20 protein-coding genes are annotated in these 18,616 nt (G+C 73.6%); 15 read left to right on the top strand and 5 right to left on the bottom strand.

Annotated features, from left to right (window positions below; all coding sequences use genetic code 11):
• Window positions 1-60: 60 nt before the first annotated feature.
• From ACQ9ZG_RS15290 to ACQ9ZG_RS15250, 9 genes are all read left to right on the top strand, one after another.
• Window positions 61-1,611, top strand: a complete 1,551-nt coding sequence (locus ACQ9ZG_RS15290; protein ID WP_499280670.1) for an MFS transporter — start codon at window positions 61-63, stop codon at window positions 1,609-1,611.
• 3 nt (window positions 1,612-1,614) lie between these two features.
• Complete coding sequence (locus ACQ9ZG_RS15285; protein ID WP_499280669.1) at window positions 1,615-2,028, top strand: DUF3151 domain-containing protein; 414 nt, start codon at window positions 1,615-1,617, stop codon at window positions 2,026-2,028.
• 127 nt (window positions 2,029-2,155) lie between these two features.
• Window positions 2,156-3,004, top strand: coding sequence for a tryptophan 2,3-dioxygenase family protein (locus tag ACQ9ZG_RS15280; protein ID WP_018489570.1), 849 nt, complete (start codon window positions 2,156-2,158; stop codon window positions 3,002-3,004).
• On the top strand, window positions 2,997-4,226 hold the full coding sequence (gene kynU / locus ACQ9ZG_RS15275) for a kynureninase (protein ID WP_109917114.1): 1,230 nt from the start codon (window positions 2,997-2,999) through the stop codon (window positions 4,224-4,226). The genes ACQ9ZG_RS15280 and kynU overlap by 8 nt, the downstream gene beginning before the upstream one ends.
• Before the next feature lie 204 nt (window positions 4,227-4,430).
• Window positions 4,431-5,333, top strand: a complete 903-nt coding sequence (locus ACQ9ZG_RS15270; RefSeq protein ID WP_499280667.1) for an alpha/beta hydrolase family protein — start codon at window positions 4,431-4,433, stop codon at window positions 5,331-5,333.
• 89 nt (window positions 5,334-5,422) lie between these two features.
• On the top strand, window positions 5,423-6,244 hold the full coding sequence (locus tag ACQ9ZG_RS15265; protein WP_109914538.1) for an SDR family oxidoreductase: 822 nt from the start codon (window positions 5,423-5,425) through the stop codon (window positions 6,242-6,244).
• Between the two features lie 266 nt (window positions 6,245-6,510).
• Entirely contained in the window at window positions 6,511-7,863 is a 1,353-nt protein-coding gene (locus tag ACQ9ZG_RS15260; RefSeq protein WP_109916427.1) for a sensor histidine kinase, read from the top strand.
• Window positions 7,860-8,522 (top strand): response regulator, encoded by a 663-nt coding sequence (locus ACQ9ZG_RS15255; RefSeq protein WP_109916428.1) that lies wholly within the window; start codon window positions 7,860-7,862, stop codon window positions 8,520-8,522. Before ACQ9ZG_RS15260 ends, ACQ9ZG_RS15255 begins: the two co-directional genes overlap by 4 nt.
• Before the next feature lie 129 nt (window positions 8,523-8,651).
• Window positions 8,652-9,857 carry a cytochrome P450 gene (locus ACQ9ZG_RS15250; RefSeq protein ID WP_109916429.1) on the top strand — a complete coding sequence of 402 codons (1,206 nt, stop codon included), beginning with the start codon at window positions 8,652-8,654 and terminating at the stop codon, window positions 9,855-9,857.
• A 40-nt stretch (window positions 9,858-9,897) separates the two neighbouring features.
• On the opposite strand, the gene ACQ9ZG_RS15245 is transcribed toward ACQ9ZG_RS15250, so the two are convergent.
• The 3 genes from ACQ9ZG_RS15245 to ACQ9ZG_RS15235 all read right to left on the bottom strand — a co-directional run bounded on the left by ACQ9ZG_RS15245 (window position 9,898) and on the right by ACQ9ZG_RS15235 (window position 11,741).
• The gene (locus ACQ9ZG_RS15245) at window positions 9,898-10,236 is read right to left on the bottom strand and encodes a hypothetical protein (protein WP_109916430.1); all 339 of its coding nucleotides are present in this window, start codon (window positions 10,234-10,236) and stop codon (window positions 9,898-9,900) included.
• 278 nt (window positions 10,237-10,514) lie between these two features.
• Window positions 10,515-10,802: a DUF1876 domain-containing protein gene (locus ACQ9ZG_RS15240; protein WP_109916431.1), complete on the bottom strand. Its 288-nt coding sequence runs from the start codon at window positions 10,800-10,802 to the stop codon at window positions 10,515-10,517.
• Window positions 10,803-10,859: 57 nt separating this feature from the next.
• Complete coding sequence (locus ACQ9ZG_RS15235; protein ID WP_499280665.1) at window positions 10,860-11,741, bottom strand: diacylglycerol kinase family protein; 882 nt, start codon at window positions 11,739-11,741, stop codon at window positions 10,860-10,862.
• Window positions 11,742-11,927: 186 nt separating this feature from the next.
• Between ACQ9ZG_RS15235 and ACQ9ZG_RS15230 the strand changes: the two genes are divergently transcribed.
• The 6 genes from ACQ9ZG_RS15230 to ACQ9ZG_RS15205 all read left to right on the top strand — a co-directional run bounded on the left by ACQ9ZG_RS15230 (window position 11,928) and on the right by ACQ9ZG_RS15205 (window position 16,818).
• On the top strand, window positions 11,928-13,211 hold the full coding sequence (locus ACQ9ZG_RS15230; RefSeq protein ID WP_026237801.1) for an adenylosuccinate synthase: 1,284 nt from the start codon (window positions 11,928-11,930) through the stop codon (window positions 13,209-13,211).
• Between the two features lie 234 nt (window positions 13,212-13,445).
• Window positions 13,446-14,102 carry a DsbA family oxidoreductase gene (locus tag ACQ9ZG_RS15225; RefSeq protein WP_109917250.1) on the top strand — a complete coding sequence of 219 codons (657 nt, stop codon included), beginning with the start codon at window positions 13,446-13,448 and terminating at the stop codon, window positions 14,100-14,102.
• A 1-nt stretch (window position 14,103) separates the two neighbouring features.
• Window positions 14,104-15,219, top strand: coding sequence for an oxidoreductase (locus tag ACQ9ZG_RS15220; RefSeq protein WP_499280664.1), 1,116 nt, complete (start codon window positions 14,104-14,106; stop codon window positions 15,217-15,219).
• Between the two features lie 125 nt (window positions 15,220-15,344).
• A complete protein-coding gene (locus ACQ9ZG_RS15215; RefSeq protein ID WP_018489557.1) occupies window positions 15,345-15,824 on the top strand; it encodes a nucleoside deaminase in 480 nt (159 codons plus the stop codon).
• Between the two features lie 175 nt (window positions 15,825-15,999).
• Entirely contained in the window at window positions 16,000-16,320 is a 321-nt protein-coding gene (locus tag ACQ9ZG_RS15210) for a DMT family transporter (RefSeq protein WP_018489556.1), read from the top strand.
• A gap of 81 nt (window positions 16,321-16,401) precedes the next feature.
• Entirely contained in the window at window positions 16,402-16,818 is a 417-nt protein-coding gene (locus tag ACQ9ZG_RS15205; RefSeq protein WP_109917535.1) for a DMT family transporter, read from the top strand.
• A gap of 152 nt (window positions 16,819-16,970) precedes the next feature.
• On the opposite strand, the gene ACQ9ZG_RS15200 is transcribed toward ACQ9ZG_RS15205, so the two are convergent.
• Both ACQ9ZG_RS15200 and ACQ9ZG_RS15195 read right to left on the bottom strand, forming a co-directional pair.
• Window positions 16,971-17,723 (bottom strand): SDR family NAD(P)-dependent oxidoreductase, encoded by a 753-nt coding sequence (locus tag ACQ9ZG_RS15200; RefSeq protein ID WP_028416018.1) that lies wholly within the window; start codon window positions 17,721-17,723, stop codon window positions 16,971-16,973.
• A 107-nt stretch (window positions 17,724-17,830) separates the two neighbouring features.
• Complete coding sequence (locus ACQ9ZG_RS15195) at window positions 17,831-18,577, bottom strand: HAD family hydrolase (protein ID WP_109916849.1); 747 nt, start codon at window positions 18,575-18,577, stop codon at window positions 17,831-17,833.
• Window positions 18,578-18,616: the final 39 nt, after the last annotated feature.

The following is an 18,616-nucleotide window of genomic DNA, read 5'->3' as shown; positions in this document are numbered from 1 at the left end:
GCGCCCCCGTGACGGGGGCACGGGAGTGCGGGGGCGGGCGCGTCGGGGCAGGCTGACCTCATGGCTGCTGCCCCCTCCGCTCCCGGGGAGATCCGGGTCGCCTCGCCCGTCGGGCGGTGGGTCGTGCTCACCACCGTGCTCGGGTCCGGGATGGCGATGCTCGACTCCACCGTCATCAACGTCGCCCTGCCCCGCATCGGTGCCGACCTCGACACCGATCTCGCCGCGCTCCAGTGGACCGTCAACGCCTACATGCTCACCCTCGCCGGGCTGATCCTGCTGGGCGGGGCGCTGGGGGACCGGTACGGGCGGCGGCGGGTGTTCCTGGTCGGGGTGGTGTGGTTCGCCGCCGCCTCGCTGCTCTGCGGGATCGCGCCGAACGCGGGCGTCCTGATCGCCGCCCGCGCCCTGCAGGGGGTCGGCGGGGCGCTGCTCACCCCGGGGTCCCTCGCGCTCATCCAGGCCAGCTTCCATCCGGACGACCGGGCGCGGGCCGTGGGGCTCTGGTCCGGGTTCGGCGGGGTCGGGGCGGCGGTGGGGCCGTTCGTGGGCGGGTGGCTCGTCGACGGGCCCGGGTGGCGGTGGGTCTTCCTGCTCAACCTGCCGCTCGCCGCCATCTGCGTCCCCGTCGCCCTCCGCCACGTACCGGAGTCCCGTGATCCGGCCGCGCACGGCCGGTTCGACGTGCTGGGGGCCGCGCTCGGGGCCCTCGCCCTGGCCGGGGTGACGTACGCGCTGATCGAGGCGCCGGGGCGGGGCGCGTCGCCGCTGGTGATCGGGGCGGCCCTCGCCGGGGTGGCCCTCGGGGTGGTGTTCGTGCGGGTCGAGCGGCGGCGGGCCGATCCCATGCTGCCGCCGTCGATCTTCCGCTCCCGGCTCTTCACCTCGGTCAACCTGGTCACCTTCTGCGTCTACGCGGCGCTTGGCGGCTTCTTCTTCCTCTCCGCCATCCAGCTCCAGGTCGTCGCCGGGTACTCGGCGCTGGGAGCCGGGACCGCGCTGCTGCCGACCACGGTGCTCATGCTGCTGTTCTCCGCCCGCTCGGGGGAGCTGGGGCGGCGGATCGGGCCGCGCATCCCGCTCACGGTGGGCCCGCTGCTGGCCGCCGCCGGGATGCTCCTGATGCTGCGGGTGGGGCCGGGCAGCGCCTCCTTCGGCGGGTACGTCACCGAGGTGCTGCCCGCCGTCCTGGTGCTCGGCGCCGGGCTCGTCGTGGTCGTGGCCCCGCTCACCGCCACCGTCCTGGCCGCCGTGGACACCGGCCGGGCCGGTCTGGCCAGCGGGATCAACAACGCCGCCGCCCGGGCCGCCGGGCTCATCGCGGTGGCCGCGCTGCCCCTGCTCGCCGGGATGGGCCCGGAGGCGTACCGGGACGCGGGCGAGTTCGCGGCCACCTTCCGGCGGGCGATGCCGATGTGCGCCGGGCTGCTGGTGGCGGGCGCGCTCCTCGCCTGGTGGACCGTCCGCACCCCGCCCGCCCCGGCCGCCGGGGAACGGGAGGAGCGGCCCGAGTGCACCATGCACTGCGGGGTCGTGGCCCCGCCCCTGGAGGATCCCGCTCCGCATGACCCGGGTGAGGCCCCGCCCGCGCCCCGCTCCAGGCACACTTGATCCATGTCCATCCACGAGAACCTGCTCGGGGGCCCCGCCCCGACCCACCTCCCCGACGACCCGGAGCCGCGCGAGCTGCTCGCCGCCGGCACCCCGCCCGCCGGGGTCGCCGCGAAGTACCCCACCTCCTCGCTCGCCTGGGCGCAGCTCGCCGACGAGGCGTACGAGGGCGGCCGGGTCGTCGAGTCGTACGCCTACGCCCGTACCGGCTACCACCGCGGCCTCGACGCCCTGCGCAGGGCCGGCTGGAAGGGCCACGGCCCCGTACCGTTCGAGCACGAGCCGAACCGGGGCTTCCTGCGCGCCCTGCACGCCCTCGCCCGGGCCGCCGGGTCCATCGGGGAGACCGAGGAGCACGAGCGCTGCTCGACGTTCCTGCGCGACTCCTCGCCGACCGCCGCCGACATCCTCAGCTGACCTTCCGGCCCTCCCCGCCCCAGCGCGTCGGGCGGGGAGCGGCTTAGTATGCGAGCAGGGGACCGGAGCCCATCACCTCATGGAAGGGGCGGACCGCTACCCGGAAGCTCGTGTCGAGGAGACAGCGATGTCGACCCATCACCCCGACCCCGAAGCCACCGGTGCGGACACCCCGTACCTGGACTTCGCGGGTACGACTCCGTACGAGGACTATGTCCAGGCGGATGTCCTGACCCACCTCCAGCACCTCCGCTCGGACGACCCCGGTGAGATGGTCTTCCTGGTCACCACCCAGGTCATGGAGCTGTGGTTCACCGTCATCGTCCATGAGTGGGAGACGGCCACCCGCGCCCTGCGCGAGGACCGCATACCCGTCGCGCGCGACGCTCTCAAGCGGTCGCTGCGCGAGCTGGAGGCGCTCAACGAGTCCTGGCGGCCGCTCGCCGGACTCACCCCCGCCCAGTTCAACTCCTACCGGGGCTCGCTCGGCGAGGGCTCCGGATTCCAGTCCGCGATGTACCGGCGGATGGAGTTCCTGCTCGGCGACAAGTCGGCCTCCATGCTGGTGCCGCACCGGGGCGCGCCCCGGGTGTACGCCGAGCTGGAGAAGGCGCTCGGGGAGCCCAGCCTGTACGACGAGACGCTGGCGCTGCTGGCCCGGCGCGGGTACGCCGTCCCCGAGGCCGTGATCAACCGCGATCTGACCCAGCGGTACGTGCCCTCGCCCGAGGTCGAGGCGGTGTGGGCGGAGATCTACGCCTCCGACGACCAGAACGACGAGCTGGTCCGCCTCGGTGAGCTGCTCACCGACGTGGGCGAGCTGGTCTGGCGCTGGCGCAACGACCATCTGGTCGCCACCCGGCGGGCGATGGGCTCCAAGACCGGTACCGGCGGTTCCGCCGGGGTCGCCTGGCTGGAGAAGCGCGCCACGAAGAACGTTTTCCCCGAGCTGTGGACGGCGCGCAGCCATGTCTGAGACCACGACCACGGCGGAAGACCTCCGCGCGCGGGCCCTGAAGCTCGACGCCGCCGACCCGCTGGCCGACCGCCGGAGGCTCTTCGCCCTCGACGACGGCGTCTACCTCGACGGCAACTCGCTCGGCGCGCTCCCCGTCCACGTCCCCGCCCGGGTGCAGGACGTCCTCACCCGCCAGTGGGGCGAGCTGCGCATCCGCTCCTGGGGCGAGAGCGGCTGGTGGACCGCGCCCGAGCGGATCGGGGACCGGATCGCCCCGCTCGTCGGGGCCGCCGCCGGGCAGATCGTCGTCGGCGACTCGACCAGCGTGAACGTCTTCAAGGCCGTCGTCGCGGCCACCCGCCTCGCGGCCCTCGCGGGCGGGGGACGAGACGAGATCCTGGTTGACGCCACGACGTTTCCCACGGACGGGTACATCGCCGCCTCCGCCGCCCGGCTCACCGGCCACCGGATCGTGCCGGTCGACCCCGCCGACGTCACCGGAGCGCTCGGGGACCGTACGGCCGCGGTCCTCCTCAACCAGGTGGACTTCCGTACGGGACGGCTGCACGACCTGCCCGGGCTGACCGCCGCCGTCCACGCGGCGGGCGCGATCGCGGTGTGGGACCTCTGCCACAGCGCGGGTGCCCTGCCGGTCGGCCTGGACGGGCACGGGGTGGACCTGGCCGTCGGCTGCACCTACAAGTACCTGAACGGCGGCCCCGGTTCGCCCGCGTACCTGTACGTCGCCGAGCGCCACCAGGCCGCCTTCGACTCCCCGCTGCCGGGGTGGAACTCGCACGCCGACCCGTTCGGCATGACCCCCGACTACACCCCGGCGGACGGTTCCGTACGGGGCCGGGTCGGCACGCCCGACATCGTCTCCATGCTCACGCTGGAGGCGGCGCTGGACGTGTGGGACGGGGTCTCCGTGGACGCGGTGCGGGCCAAGTCCCTCGCGCTGACGGACTTCTTCCTGGAGTGCGTCGAGGCGTACGTACCGGAGGGCCGGGTCACCTCGGTCACCCCGGTCGCGCACGCCGAGCGCGGCAGCCAGGTCGCCCTGCGCTGCGACGAGGCCGGGCCCGTGATGAGCCGGCTCATCGAGCGCGGGGTCGTGGGCGATCTGCGCCGGCCGGACGTGCTGCGGTTCGGTTTCACCCCGCTGTACGTGGGGTTCGCCGACGCGGAACGGGCGGCGCGGGTCCTGGCCGAGGTGCTGGAGGAGACCCCGGCGGGCTGACGGTCCGGGTGCCGGGGGAGGCCCCGGCGGACTGACGGTTCGTGTGCTGTGAAGACCCCGGCGGGCTGACGGTCCGTCAATGTCTGTACGACCGGGCGGGGGCGGTGCCGATGGCTGGTACCGTCCCCGCAGGTCAACCCAGTCGGGCACTGACACAGGCACAGGACACAGGCGCAGGCCACGGGCATAGGACGGTTGAGCAGCATGTCGGATTCCCCGGGTTTCCCGGACTCTGCGGCGCGTGATCGGGACGAGGCCGAGAGCGCGTCGGCGTTCGCCCATCCCGCCGTCGCCCCCGACCGGACCGCCGCCTACGGCGACCATCCCGACCAGGTCATCGACTTCTACGCCCCGCGCGACGGCCGCACCGCCGCCCCGCTCGTCGTCCTGCTGCACGGCGGCGCCTGGCGGGCCCCGTACGACAGGGCCCATGTCTCCCCGCTCGCGGACTTCCTGGCCCGGCGGGGGTTCGCGGTGGCGAGCGTGGAGTACCGGCGTGGCGGCGACGGCGATCCGGCGCCCGGCGGCGACCCCGTCGCGGGGCGCTGGCCGGAGACCCTCGACGACGTGGCCGCCGCGCTCGACGCCGTACCGGCCCTGGCCGCACGGGAGTTGCCGGAGGCCGACGTGCGCCGGATCGTGGTCACCGGCCACTCGGCGGGCGGACACCTCGCACTCTGGGCGGCGGCGCGGCACGTCCTGCCCGAGGGGTCGCCGTGGCACCTGCCCGCCCCGCCCCCGCTGCGCGGGGTCGTCGCGCTGGCCCCGATCGCGGACTTCGCCACGGCCGTGGAGCTGGGCGTGTGCGGTGGCGCGGTCACCCAACTCCTGGGCGGGGGAGGGGAGTTGGGCGATCCCGGCGACCGTGCGGCCCAGGCCGACCCGGCCGCCCTGCTGCCCACCGGGATCGCCACCGCCATCGTCCACGGCGAGGACGACATCGTCGTCCCGCCGGCCGTCTCGGAGGCGTACGTCGACGCGGCGGCGAAGTCCGGAGAGACGGCCGGGCTCACGCTGCTCGGGGACGTCGGGCACTTCCCGCTGATCGACCCGTCCGCCGACGCGTGCGCGATCGTGGCGGAGGAGATCACGCAGCTGGCGTGGTGAGGCCGTGAGCCCGCCGCGCATCGCGGACGGAAGCTGACCGCAAGGGTCCCTACGTTGGTCGATGTCGAACCGAACGAAGGAGATCCGCCATGACGATCCTGGTGACCGGGGCCACGGGAACGGTCGGCCGTCGAGTGGTCGAGCAGCTGCTGGAGCGCGGCGCGCCCGTCCGGGCCGTGACCCGCGACCCGGCGCGTGCGGAGTTCCCCGCGGGCGTGGACGTGGTCCGCGGCGACCTGGCCGACCCGGCCTCGCTGGAGAGCGCGCTGGAAGGCGTGACCGGGCTGCACCTGATCACCTTCGACGGCGGCCTCTTCGCCCCGCTCACGACCGGCGAGGAGGTCATGAGGCTGGCCCGCGGGGCGGGGGTGCGCCGGGTGACCGTGCTAAACGGGGGCGGGGACACCCCGATGGAGACCGCGGTACGGGAGAGCGGGCTCGCCTGGACCGTCGTGATGCCGGTCGAGTTCATGGCGAACGCCCTGGAGTGGGCGCCGGACATCAAGGCCGACGACGTGGTCCGCGAGCCCTTCGTCGACCGGCTGAGCGCGATGGTCCACGAGTCGGACATCGGCGCGGTCGCGGCGACGGCGCTCACCGAGGACGGCCACGGCGGCCAGGTGTACCTGATCACCGGCCCGCAGGCGCTCACCGTCGGGGACAAGGTGGCGGCCCTCGCGGCGGCGCGCGGCCGGGCGGTCGAGCTGGTCGAGCTGACCGAGGAGGAGGCGCTCGCCGGGTGGCGGGCCAAGGGGATGCCCGAGGACGTGATCGGGTTCCTGATCGCGGTCTACCGGGACACCCCGCCGGAGGGGAGGACGGTGATCGACACCGTCGAGAAGGTCACCGGGCACCCGGCGCGGACGTTCGCGCAGTGGGCCGGGGAGCACGCGGAGTTCTTCCGCCCGTAGGGCCGCGCCGGGTGTGCCGGAGGCGTGGGCCGTGCGAGGCGTACGGGGCGTACGGGGGCGGCGTGCCGTGGGTGGCATCGGGGGTGTGCGGGGGCGGCGTCGGGGGGCGCCGCCCCCGCGCGTGCGCAGGGCGCGAGCGGGGTGTGAGCGGGGCGCGAGCGGCTCGGCACAGCCACCGGCAGGGGGAAGGTAGTCCTTGAGGGGGACGCCCCGGAATCAGCTTCGGTAGGGACGACCCGCACTCCGCCGCCACCTACCGTGGAAACGTGACCGAGACCCAGACGAAGACCAGTAGCCCGGAGATCCGGGCGGCCGCCGGCGCGATGGACGGCCTGCGGGAAGACCTCTTCCGCCATGTGTTCGCCTACCGCCCGCTGCCGCCCCTCTCGCCGGAGGGGCGGTTCATACGCCGGCTGCCCGAGGGGCTGCGGCGGGCCGTCGTGTGGACCCCGCACGCCCTGGTGCTGTTCGCCGCCTTCATCGTGATGATGTCCGGCTTCGCCAGCTGGAACTTCCGCCTCCTCATGGGGCTGGTGCCCGCGATCCCGGTCGCGATGACCCTGGTGCGGCCGGTCGCCGCGTTCTGGGCCTCCTGGGCCGCGACCCTCTTCTGCGCGCTCCTGGGCACCGACGGGCTCTGGGGGGCCAGCGCCTTCATCGCCCAGGTGGTGGTGCTGGTGGTCGTGGCGGCCCGGACCCGGCCCCGCACAGCGGTCTGGATGTGGCTGCTGACCCTGCTGTTCGGGGTGTTCCTGGGGGCCGGGGACCCGTCCGTCACGGCGCCCCTGGCCATCCTGTCCGCCTTCGCCCTGCTCGTCGTCACCGTCTTCCAGGTCCGGCGCGACGCCGAGCGGGAGGTGCGCGACGCCGAGCGCGAGGTCACCGTGCAGCGCACCGTCACCGCCGCCGAGCGCGACCGGCGCACGCTGCTGGAGGAGCGCACCACCATCGCCCGCGAGCTGCACGACGTGGTCGCCCACCACATGTCGGTCGTCGCCATCCAGGCCGAGGCCGCCCCCTACCGGGTGGAGAACCCGCCGCCCGAGCTGGAGCAGGCCTTCGTCACCATCCGCGAGAACGCCGTGGCCGCCCTCACCGAGCTGCGCCGCGTCCTCGGGGTCGTCCGGGCGGAGGACTACGAGGCGCCGGACGCCCCGCAGCCCACCCTGGCCGTGCTCGACGGGCTTCTGGACAACGTCCGCGAGACGGGCCTGGAGACGGAGAAGGTGATCACCGGGGCCGTCCGCGAGCTGCCCCAGGGCGTCGAGCTGTCGGCGTACCGGATCATCCAGGAAGCCCTCAGCAACACCCTGCGGCACGCCCCCGGCGCCACGGCCCGGGTCGAGATCTCGTACGTGCTCGGCGGGATCGGGCTGCGGATCGTCAACGGGCCCGCGACCGGCCTGGTCAAGCCGTCGCCCGGGGCCGGGCACGGGATCACCGGGATGCGGGAGCGGGTGGCGATGCTCGACGGGGTGATGACGGCCGGGGCGACGGACGACGGCGGGTACGAGGTGGCGGTCTTCCTGCCCGTGCCGCCGGCCGAGAGCGAGCCGGAAGGGCCCGCCGCCGCGCCGGGCGCCGAGGCCGCCCCGTACGAGAAGGCGGACCGGGCATGAGCGACATCCGCGTGCTGATCGTGGACGACCAGATGATGGTCCGCGAGGGCTTCTCCGTCCTGCTCAACGCCATGCCGGGGATCACCGTCGTGGGGGAGGCGGTGGACGGCCGGGACGCCGTCGGCAAGGTCGCCGCCCTCCTCCCGGACGTCGTCCTGATGGACATCCGGATGCCGGGGATGAACGGCATCGACGCCACCCGCGAGATCGTCGCGCAGGCCGTGGACGCCAAGGTGCTGGTCCTGACCACCTTCGACCTGGACGAGTACGTGTACCAGGCGCTGCGGGCCGGGGCCTCGGGCTTCCTCCTCAAGGACGCCTCCGCCCGGCAGCTCGCGGACGGCGTACGGGTGGTGGCCTCGGGCGAGGCGCTGCTCGCGCCGACCGTGACCCGGCGCCTGATCACCGAGTTCTCCAAGCTCGCGGAGGCCCCGAGACCGCCCGCCCTCGCCCGGGTCGGGGACCTCACGGAGCGCGAGACGGAGGTGCTCGTCCTGATCGCGCAGGGGCTCTCCAATGCGGAGATCGCCTCGCACCTGATCGTCGCCGAGTCCACGATCAAGACGCATGTGAGCCGCATCCTGGTGAAGCTGGGCCTGCGCGACCGGACGCAGGCGGCGGTGTTCGCGTACGAGGCGAGGCTGGTGACGCCGGGGTAGTGCCGGGCCGGGAGCGGCCCGGGAGCAGGGGCCGGGAGCGGGGGCCGGAGCGGGGCCGGGCGTCGTGCGCGGGCCCCCGCGGTGGGGCGGACCCCTTGCGGTGGTGGTGGACGCGGGTAGCGTCGGGTCATGCACGTGTCCTTCGATCCCTGGTCACCCGCGTTCGTCGCCGATCCCTACCCCGCCTACGCCGCCCTGCGCGCCGCCGGCCGGGCGCACTGGTTCGAGCCGACCGGGCAGTGGCTGATCCCGCACCACTCCGACGTATCGGCCCTGCTGCGCGACCGGCGCCTGGGCCGCACGTATCTGCACCGCTTCACCCACGACGAGTTCGGCCGGACCCCGCCGCCCGCCGCGCACGAGCCGTTCACCACGCTCAACGGGCAGGGGCTGCTCGACCTGGAGGCCCCCGACCACCCCCGGATCCGGCGGCTGGTCTCCAAGGCGTTCACCCCGCGTACGGTCGAGAACCTGGCCCCGACCGTACGGCGGCTGGCGGCCGGGCTGGTCGACGCGTTCGTGGCCCGGGGCGGCGGCGACCTGCTGGCGGAGGTGGCCGAACCGCTGCCCGTCGCCGTGATCGCGGAGATGCTGGGCGTGCCGGAGGAGGACCGGGGACCGCTGCGGCCCTGGTCGGCGGCGATCTGCGGGATGTTCGAGCTGAACCCGTCGGAGGAGACGGCGAAGGCGGCCGTGCGGGCGTCGGAGGAGTTCTCCGCGTATCTGCGCGGGCTCATCGCCGAGCGGCGCACGGCCCCCGGCGACGACCTGATCTCGGCGCTCATCGCCGCCCATGACGAGGGCGAGCGGCTGACCGAGCAGGAGATGGTCTCCACCTGCGTGCTGCTGCTCAACGCGGGCCACGAGGCGACGGTGAACACCACGGTCAACGGGTGGCGGACCCTCTTCCACCACCCCGAGCAGCTCGCCGCCCTGCGGGCCGCGCCCGCCTCGCTGCCCACGGCGGTGGAGGAACTCCTGCGCTACGACACCCCGTTGCAGATGTTCGAGCGGTGGGTGCTGGACGACATCGAGGTCGACGGGCAGGTGATCGGGCGGGGCGCGGAGGTGGCGCTGCTGTTCGGCTCGGCCAACCGGGACCCGGAGCGGTTCGCGGAGCCGGACAGGCTGGACCTGGGCCGGGTGGACAACCCGCACATCACGTTCGGCGCGGGCATCCACTACTGCCTGGGCGCGCCGCTCGCCCGGCTCGAACTGGAGGCTTCCTTCGGGGAGTTGCTGCGGCAGGCGCCCGCGATGCGGATGGTGGCGGAGCCGGAGTGGCAGCCGGGGTACGTGATCCGGGGGCTGAAGGAGCTGGTGGTGGAGGTGTAGGCGGCGGGCCGTTCCCGTCCACGGCCCCGTCAGCGCCTCGTCAGCAGGGGGAGCCGCAGTCCTCCAGGGCCCGGGGGGCGCCCAGCACGTCGAAACCGTAGCCGAGGGCGGCGAGTGCCGTGAGGGCCGCGAGCAGTGCCAGCGCGGGGCGCCACCGGCCCCGTACGAGCGCGAAGAGGGCCAGGGCGGCGGTCGCCCCGCCGAGGAGCAGGACGGGAGCGCCCAGCAGGAGGACCATCGGGGCGGTCTCGCCCTCGAAGGCGCCGGAGAGGCCTCGCCTGCCGTACGGGAACCAGACCGCGATCCCCGCGAGGGCGCCGAGCACGGCGGTCGCGCACCCTGCGGTGCCGGTGAGGGCCTCTCGTCGTCGCGTCTCCATGGGGTGGGGGACGCGGTGGCGTGCGGGCGCGGTTCCGCCCCGGGCTTCGGGGGCGCCGCCCCCGGACCCCCGCTCCTCAAGCGCCGGAGGGGCTGGATATGCCGACCCGGCCCGGAACGCGGGGTGGGAGGGGCGCTGGATATGCGGGCCCGGCCCGAAGCGCGGGGGAGGCGGGACATGCGGGACCGCTCCTCAAGCGCCGGAGGGGCTGAGAATGCCTTCTGGAGCGGCTGGAGGGCCGTCCTGAGGGGCTGGAACCGCCGCCCTGAAGGGCTACTTCAGGTCAGCGGGTACGACGTGCGGCCCGAGGCCTCGTCGATCTCCGTGTGGGCCTTGGTGAGGAGCTTCATGGCCAGTTCGTTGAGGGCGCGGGCCCCCGCGATCTCCTCGCCGACCCGCTGCTGGTCCTCGTCCGAGGGGTGGCGGCTGGCGTAGCCGTGGGCGCGGACCTCGGTTCCGTCGGAGAGGCGGACGAGGGCCGCGGCGCGCGTGCGGTGCGCGTCCTCCTCGAATGCGAGGTCGATGTGCCAGCCGACCGTGACTCTGGGCGTGGCGGTTGCGGTCATGACGGTCACCTCCGCGGCCGATTGCCGTACGTACCCTTTCCTCCTGTACGTACTCTTTCAGCGTGCGCCCGTCGTGCCGTCCGCGCTCGCCGGGAGCGGCAGCATCAGGCCCCAGGCGCCCGCCCGGACGGTCCAGGTCCGGGTGCGGACCGGGCCCGCGGTCTGTATGTCGGCCCGGTAGCGGAAGTCCGCGCCGGAGACGGTGACGGCCTTGGCCTCCACCGTGACCTGCTCGCCGTCCGAGGTGCGGACCACCACGTCGGCCAGGCCCCCGTCGCCCTGGGAGAGCACCGAGACGTCCCGTACCGGCGCGTCCAGGTCGCTCAGCAGCACCCCGTCCGCCTCGACCCGCAGCCGGTACGTCCCCGGGGGCGCGGTGGCGGCTCCGGGGACGGCCGGGCGGACCAGGGAGGTCACCAGGGAGCGGCAGGTGTCCCAGACGGCCGTGACGCCGGTGTGCGGGGCCCCCGGGCCGGGCGCGGGGCCGGGCGCGGGGATGCGGAGGCGGCCGAGCACCACGCCGTCGCTGTCGTCCACCAGCAGGTCCAGCCGGCGCACCGCCCCGTCCAGGGCCGTCCGGGCGGCCGCCACCGCGCCCCGGGGGACGCCGAGGGCGTGGGCGACCTCCAGGGCGTGCGCGGCGCCCACGGGGATCAGGGAGAGGACGCCCCGGGCCAGCTCCCGCTCCCGGTGGAGCTGGGCCACGGCCCGGAGCAGCGCGTGGTCGTCACCGACCACGACCGGGCGGCGCGAGCCCCGCCGGGAGAGGGCGCGGGCGAACTCCTCCGGGGTGTCCGGGAGGCAGATCTTGGCGTGCGAGCCGGCGCTCAGCACGTCCTTCGCGATGCGGACGGACTCGCCGTCGGTCCTGCGGGCGGCCGGGTCGATGACCACGAGAAGCTGGTCGTCGCCGTCGCCGGGGGGCTCTGCAGCCGACACCTCGGTCCTTCCTCGGGTAGCATCTTGGTGCAAGAGCCCCTTGCGCTATTGCGCCAGGGGCTTCGTCTATTCCGGGGCACCCGGTTCGACGGCTCAGGCTGTGCCGTACATCGTCGTGCGGCAGGTACGACCTTGACGTACGCCCCCTGACCTTGGACATGCCCCGCCCGGAAGGGGTGTACGCCTGTGCCCGCACTTGTGCTGCTCGGTGCTCAGTGGGGTGACGAGGGCAAGGGGAAGGCCACCGATCTCCTCGGTGGATCCGTGGACTATGTCGTGCGATACCAGGGCGGTAACAACGCCGGTCACACGGTCGTCGTGGGCGACCAGAAGTACGCACTGCATCTCCTCCCCTCCGGAATCCTGTCGCCGGGCTGTACCCCGGTCATCGGGAACGGTGTCGTGGTCGACCCGGCGGTCCTGCTCTCCGAGCTGAGCGGTCTGAACGAGCGTGGCGTCGACACGTCCAAGCTTCTGATCAGCGGCAACGCTCATTTGATCACTCCGTACAACGTCACGCTCGACAAGGTGACCGAGCGCTTCCTCGGGAAGCGCAAGATCGGTACGACGGGCCGGGGTATCGGGCCGACGTACGCCGACAAGATCAACCGGGTGGGCATCCGCGTCCAGGACCTCTACGACGAGTCGATCCTGGAGCAGAAGGTCGAGGCCGCCCTGGAGCAGAAGAACCAGCTCCTGGCCAAGGTCTTCAACCGCCGCGCGATCGAGGCCGGCAAGGTCGTCGAGGACATGCTCCAGTACGCGGAGCAGATCAAGCCGTTCGTCGCCGACACGACCCTGATCCTGAACGAAGCCATCGACGACGGCAAGGTCGTGCTCTTCGAGGGCGGCCAGGGCACCCTGCTCGACGTCGACCACGGCACGTATCCCTTCGTCACCTCGTCGAACCCGACGGCGGGCGGCGCCTGCACCGGTGCCGGTGTCGGCCCGACGAAGATCAGCCGCGTCATCGGCATCCTCAAGGCCTATACGACGCGCGTGGGCGCCGGTCCGTTCCCGACCGAGCTGTTCGACGAGGACGGCGAGGCGCTGCGGCGCATCGGCGGCGAGCGCGGTGTCACCACCGGCCGCGACCGCCGCTGCGGCTGGTTCGACGCCCCGATCGCGCGGTACGCGACCCGGGTCAACGGCCTGACCGACTTCTTCCTCACCAAGCTGGACGTGCTCACCGGCTGGGAGCGGATCCCGGTCTGCGTGGCGTACGAGATCGACGGCAAGCGCGTCGAGGAACTCCCGTACAACCAGACCGACTTCCACCACGCGAAGCCGATCTACGAGACCCTGCCGGGCTGGTCCGAGGACATCACCAAGGCCAAGACCTTCTCCGACCTGCCGAAGAACGCGCAGGGGTACGTGAAGGCCCTGGAGGAGATGTCGGGCGCCCCGATCTCCGCCATCGGCGTCGGCCCCGGCCGGACCGAGACGATCGAGATCAACTCGTTCCTGTAGGAGCGCGCCCCAGCGGTACCGCGGCGGTGGCCCCCAGCCTTCGAGGCTGGGGGCCACCGCCGTTTCCGCTGCCCCGGTGCGCCGTCGGGTGCGCCCGGGACACGTCCGGGGCGGGTACGGCAGGACTTGACACTAAAGTGCATGATCGTGCAACCTTCTGGGGATCCCTTCCATCTCCCGTCGCCCCGTCGAGAGATGTTGTTGCTTGCGCGATCAATTATCTGGAGCCTGTGCATGGCTGATCCCGTGAAGATCAAGATCTGGTCCGACTACGTCTGCCCCTTCTGCATGCTGGCCGAGGGCCCCATCGAAGAGGCGATCAAGGACGTCGGCGTCGACGTGGAAGTCGAGTGGATGCCCTTCGAGCTGCGGGCCCACCCCCAGCCCACCCTGCGGCCGGAGGACGAGTACCTGCCCGCCATCTGGGAGCGGGCCGTCTACCCCATGGCCCGGCGGCTCGGGGTCGACATCACGCTCCCCACCGTCTCGCCCCAGCCCTACACCGCCCTGGCCTTCGAGGGGTACCAGTACGCGGCCGAGCACGGCCGGGGCGACGCCTACAACCAGCGGATGTTCCGCGCCTTCTTCCAGGAGGACCGGGACCTGGGCGAGGTCGACGTCCTCGCCGCCCTGGCGGCCGAGACCGGCCTGGACGAGGCCGGGTTCCGGGCCGCGCTGGCGGACGGCACCTACCGCGCCCGGCACCAGGAGGCCCTGCGGGAGGCGGCCGCGCACCAGGTGCGGTCCGTCCCCACCCTGCTCGTCGGGGGCATCCGCATCGAGGGCGTCCCGCGCCCGGCCCAGCTGCGCAAGGCGATCCTGGACGCGCAGGCCCGGCAGGCGGAGGAAGCCGGTTACGGCGCGGCCTGCGGCATCGACGGGACGTGCTGACGTGAGCGACGTCCGCACCGGCGCGTTACGCCCCCATCCCGCCCTCACCGCCTGCCGGTTCGCGGGTCTCGACCTGCGCAACAGATTCGCCGTCGCCCCCATGACCCGGGTCTCCGCCACCGCGGACGGCCGGGCCACCGAGCAGATGGCCGAGTACTACGAAGCCTTCGCCCAGGGCGGTTTCGGGCTCCTGATCACCGAGGGGACCTACACCGACACCGCCTTCAGCCAGGGCTATCTGCACCAGCCCGGCATCACGGACGAGGCGCAGGCCGCCGCCTGGCGGGCCGTCGTCGACCGGGCGCACGCCGCCGGCGCGCGCATCGTCCTCCAGCTGATGCACGCCGGGGCCCTCGCGCAGGGCAACCGGTTCCGCGACCGGAGCGCGGGCCCCTCGGCGGTACGGCCGAAGGGCGAGCAGCTCGACAAGTACCGGGGCAGCGGCCCCTGGCCCGTACCGCTGGAGCTGACCCGCGCCCAGATCGCCGAGGCGGTCGAGGGGTTCGCCGCCGCGGCGGTCCGCGCCCGTGACGCCGGCTTCGACGGCGTGGAGATCCACGCGGCCAACGGCTATCTGCTCGACCAGTTCCTCACCCCGTACACCAATCTGCGCACCGACGGGTACGGCGGGGACGCCGAGGGGCGCTCACGGCTCGTGCGGGAGGTGACGGCCGAGGTCAGAGGCGCGGCCGGGCCCGGCTTCACGGTCGGCGTCCGGTTCTCCCAGGGGAAGATCAACGACTTCGGGTGGCGGTGGCCGGGCGGCGACGCCGAGGCGCGCGTCCTCTTCACGGCGGCCGCCGGGGCCGGTGCCGACTATCTGCACCTCGCGGGCAGCGGGCGGGACTGGGCGCCGGACGGGCCGACGCTCCCCGGGCTCGCCCGGCAGGTCACCGGGCTCCCCGTCATCGCCAACGGCGCTCTGCACGAGGACGCGGCGGCGCGGCGCGTCCTGGACGAGGGGCACGCCGACGTCCTGGCCGTCGGGACGGGCGCGCTGGCCAACCCCGACCTGCCGCACAAGGTGGCCGCGGGGGTTCCTCCGGTGCCGTTCGATCCGCGGGTGCTGGAACCGCTGGCGACCTTGGACAACGCCCGTACGCACGCAACCGCTTGACACCAGTTACATGCACATGCAAGATTAAGTCCATCGGGTCGCGTCAACGGCGGAGACTTGTGGAACCATCCGATTGCATGTGCAGGCAAATGAACGTTACAGGGCAACTCGGGAGACGAACTGCCATGGGTACACACGACAGCGAACTGATGGGCTTCGCCCACGAAGCGATCCGGCTCAGCCGCGAGCACGTCGCCCAGGGCGGCATCCCCTTCTCCGGTGTCGTCGTGGGCGGCGGACGGATCCTGGGGACCGGCTTCAACCGGGTCCGCGAGGACAACGACCCGACCGCGCACGCCGAGGTCGTCGCCCTCCGCGAGGCCACCACCCGGCACGGCATCCGCGCCGTGGCGGGGGCCACCCTGATCGCCTCCGGCGAGCCCTGCGCCCTGTGCTACATGGCGGCGCGGTTCGCCGGCATCGGCCACATCGTGCACACCGCCGACCGCCGGACCGCCGCCCGGTACGGCTTCGACTACACCAGCACCTACTCCCTCTTCGCCGAGGACCCCGAGCGCTGGCCCATCAAGGTCACCGCGCTCCAGCTCCCCGAGGCCGAGGCCCCGTTCCAGGACTTCCTCACCATGAGCCGGACCCGGCACTGACCACGGCCCCGGCCCCGGTCGGCGCCCGGTAGGCACCAGGGCCCCGGCTCCGGTACCCGCCGGAGCCCGGGCCCCAGGCCCCGGGCCCGGCCCCGCGACATCGCCGTACACCGCCGCACGCACCGCCTCCCCCACGCCCGCTCCCCTCCTCACCCACCGCACGGAAGGACCTCCCATGCACTGGCTCTACCTCGCCATCGCCGTCGCCTTCGAGATCGCTGTCGCCATCGCCGCCGGAAAGGCGGAGGGCTTCAAGAACCGCAAGTGGACCGGCATCACCCTGGCCAGCGGCGCCGCCGCGACCTTCTTCCTCAGCAAGGCGCTGCTGACCTTCGACGTCGGCGTCGGCTACGCCCTGTGGACCTCCGTCGCGGGCGTCGGTATCACCATCCTCGGCGCGCTCTTCTTCGGCCAGCGCCTGAACTGGAACAAGGCGATCGGCATCGTCCTCGTCATCGGTGGCGTCGTCGGCCTCCAGCTGAGCGGTTCCGCCTGAGCCCGGGTGCACCACCCCCGGCCGCGCACGCGGCGCTCCCCGCACACCATCTGACGCCATTTCAGAGAGGATCCACCTCCCATGTCCAACGCGGTCAAGAACCCCACCAACGCCTGGCTCTCGCTCCTGCTGGCCGGAGTCTTCGAGATCGGATACGCGCTCGCCGTCGGCGGCAGCGAAGGCTTCACCGTCCTGACCTGGTCCCTGGTCGCCGTGGTGTTCTTCCTGCTGACGCTCTACGCACTCAGCCTGGCCCTGCGCACGATCGAGGTCAGCATCGGCTACGCGGTCTGGGCCGGCATCGGCGCGGTCGGCGCCGCCGTCCTGGGCCCGGTCTTCTTCGACGAGACCCTCACCCTCGCCAAGGGCATCTGGCTGGCGGTCATCATCGTCGGTGTCATCTGGCTGAAGCTGGCCGACCGCACGAAGCCCGAGGCGGTCGCCCCGGCCCCGGCGGCCCAGCAGGTCACGGACCGGCCCGGCGCGCTCCAGGTCTGACGCGCCACGACCGTGGCCACGACGGCCGCAGCCACCACGGCCGCAGCCATCGCCACCGTACGCACCACGACCGTACGCCCCAGGCGGCTGCCTCCCATCAGGAATGGGCGGCAGCCGCCGGGGGCGTTCCGTCGTGTCGCGTACCACAGGGGTCACTTGGCGGTGCGCCCGCCGTCCACCGCGAGGGCGGTCCCGGTGGTGAAGGAGGAGGCGTCCGAGCAGAGCCAGGCGGCGGCGCGGGCGATCTCGACCGGGTCGGCCAGCCGCCGCTGGATGCCCTGGGAGCCGAAGCCCGCGCCCACGGCGGGGCCGGGCGGGCGGAGGGCGTCCATCATCTCGGTGTCGGTGCCGCCCACCACGAGGGCGTTGACCCGGATGCCGTGCTCGCCGTACTCGGCCGCCGCCGCCCGGGTGAGGCCGATGACCGCGTGCTTGGCGGCCACATAGGCGGCCGACGCGGCGGTGGCCCGGACGCCCGCGACGCTGGAGGTGTTGACGACCGCGCCCCCGCCCGCCGCCATCAGGGCGGGCAGCTGGGCGCGCAGGCAGTTCCACACCCCGCGCAGATTGACGTCCAGGGTGCGGTCGAAGGCGTCGTCGGGGAGTTCGTGCAGGAGCGTTCCGGCGCTGGCGTGACCGGCGTTGTTGAACGCGCAGTCGAGGCGGCCGAACCGCTCGACCGCCGTGGCCACGGCCCGTTCCATGTCCGCGGGGCGGGTGACGTCGCCCGGTACGGCCACGGCCCGGCCGCCGTCCTTGCGGATGCGCTCGGCGCCCTCCTCCAGCAGGGCGGCCCGGCGGGCCACGAGCACGACGGCGGCGCCCTCGTCGGCGAAGTGCCGGGCCGCGGCGGCGCCGATCCCGCTGGAGGCGCCGGTGACCAGCGCCACCTTCCCGGACAGCAGCCCGCCGCCCGCCGTCGCTCTGCCGGACTGCGGCCCGCCCGCCGCCGCTCTGCCGGACTGCGGCCCGCCCGCCGCCGCTCTGCCGGGCTGCGGCCCTCCGCCCGGCGTCACGCGTACCCGCCCCGGCCGGACGCGGACGCGTACCCGCCCCGGCCCGCCGCGGTGAGGGGGGCGCTCCAGAAGGTGTCCGCGTTCATCTCCTGGTCGATCCGGCGCAGCAGGCCGCCGTCGAGCGTGTCCAGGCGGTCGATCAGGTGCCGTACGCCCGCCTCCCGCATGAGTGCGCGCTGGTGGCTGTGGGCGAAGGCGGAGGGGCGGCCGACGAAGGCCGTGCCCAGCTCGCGGGCCGCGTCCGCGACCCGGGCGACGTCGTCGACGAAGAGGGCCTGGGCGGGGCGGAGGCCGAAGACGTCCTCGGTGATCTCCCGGAGGCCGGGGCGGAAGTCGTTGGTGCAGACATAGCCGGGGCCGTCGAACAGGTGGGCGTAGCGGCTCAGATGGTGGTCGAAGTGCTCCTTGCCCAGGCCGCCGTAGCAGACCGTGCGCAGGCCCGCGCTCCGCAGCCGGTGGAGCAGCTGGCGGGTGCCCGGCGTGATCATGACCGGGTGGCGGTCGACGTGGGCGGCGCGCTCCTCGAAGTAGGCGGCGAGCGCCGCCTCGCCGGTCATGCCTCCGCCCACGGCGGCCGCGAGCCGCCGGCCGGCTATGTGCCGCGGCTGGGAGAAGACGGATCGCTCCAGGGCGGCGGAGTACGTACCGCCCCTGCTGGTGACGAACTGGTGGATGACCGGACTGAAGGTGTCGTTGAGCAGGACACCGTCGATGTTCAGCGCGGCCAGGCGTAAGGAAAGCATGCGGCTCCGTAGGGATCGTCCGGGGCGGGGGGAACGGTC

Source organism: Streptomyces araujoniae (assembly GCF_050871195.1).
GTDB lineage: Bacteria > Actinomycetota > Actinomycetes > Streptomycetales > Streptomycetaceae > Streptomyces > Streptomyces bacillaris.
The sequence above is the reverse complement of the archived record's forward strand: the minus strand, read 5'-3'. Positions and strand labels throughout refer to the sequence as shown.

Excerpts from the sequence above, each read along its gene's own strand:
- ACQ9ZG_RS15215 (WP_018489557.1), top strand. The coding sequence starts at position 15,345 with ATGGGTACACACGACAGCGAACTGATGGGCTTCGCCCACGAAGCGATC.
- kynU (WP_109917114.1), top strand. The coding sequence starts at position 2,997 with ATGTCTGAGACCACGACCACGGCGGAAGACCTCCGCGCGCGGGCCCTG.
- ACQ9ZG_RS15285 (WP_499280669.1), top strand. The coding sequence starts at position 1,615 with ATGTCCATCCACGAGAACCTGCTCGGGGGCCCCGCCCCGACCCACCTC.
- ACQ9ZG_RS15290 (WP_499280670.1), top strand. The coding sequence starts at position 61 with ATGGCTGCTGCCCCCTCCGCTCCCGGGGAGATCCGGGTCGCCTCGCCC.
- ACQ9ZG_RS15270 (WP_499280667.1), top strand. The coding sequence starts at position 4,431 with ATGTCGGATTCCCCGGGTTTCCCGGACTCTGCGGCGCGTGATCGGGAC.
- ACQ9ZG_RS15245 (WP_109916430.1), bottom strand. The coding sequence starts at position 10,236 with ATGGAGACGCGACGACGAGAGGCCCTCACCGGCACCGCAGGGTGCGCG.
- ACQ9ZG_RS15225 (WP_109917250.1), top strand. The coding sequence starts at position 13,446 with ATGGCTGATCCCGTGAAGATCAAGATCTGGTCCGACTACGTCTGCCCC.
- ACQ9ZG_RS15195 (WP_109916849.1), bottom strand. The coding sequence starts at position 18,577 with ATGCTTTCCTTACGCCTGGCCGCGCTGAACATCGACGGTGTCCTGCTC.
- ACQ9ZG_RS15210 (WP_018489556.1), top strand. The coding sequence starts at position 16,000 with ATGCACTGGCTCTACCTCGCCATCGCCGTCGCCTTCGAGATCGCTGTC.
- ACQ9ZG_RS15250 (WP_109916429.1), top strand. The coding sequence starts at position 8,652 with ATGCACGTGTCCTTCGATCCCTGGTCACCCGCGTTCGTCGCCGATCCC.
- ACQ9ZG_RS15255 (WP_109916428.1), top strand. The coding sequence starts at position 7,860 with ATGAGCGACATCCGCGTGCTGATCGTGGACGACCAGATGATGGTCCGC.
- ACQ9ZG_RS15240 (WP_109916431.1), bottom strand. The coding sequence starts at position 10,802 with ATGACCGCAACCGCCACGCCCAGAGTCACGGTCGGCTGGCACATCGAC.
- ACQ9ZG_RS15265 (WP_109914538.1), top strand. The coding sequence starts at position 5,423 with ATGACGATCCTGGTGACCGGGGCCACGGGAACGGTCGGCCGTCGAGTG.
- ACQ9ZG_RS15280 (WP_018489570.1), top strand. The coding sequence starts at position 2,156 with ATGTCGACCCATCACCCCGACCCCGAAGCCACCGGTGCGGACACCCCG.
- ACQ9ZG_RS15205 (WP_109917535.1), top strand. The coding sequence starts at position 16,402 with ATGTCCAACGCGGTCAAGAACCCCACCAACGCCTGGCTCTCGCTCCTG.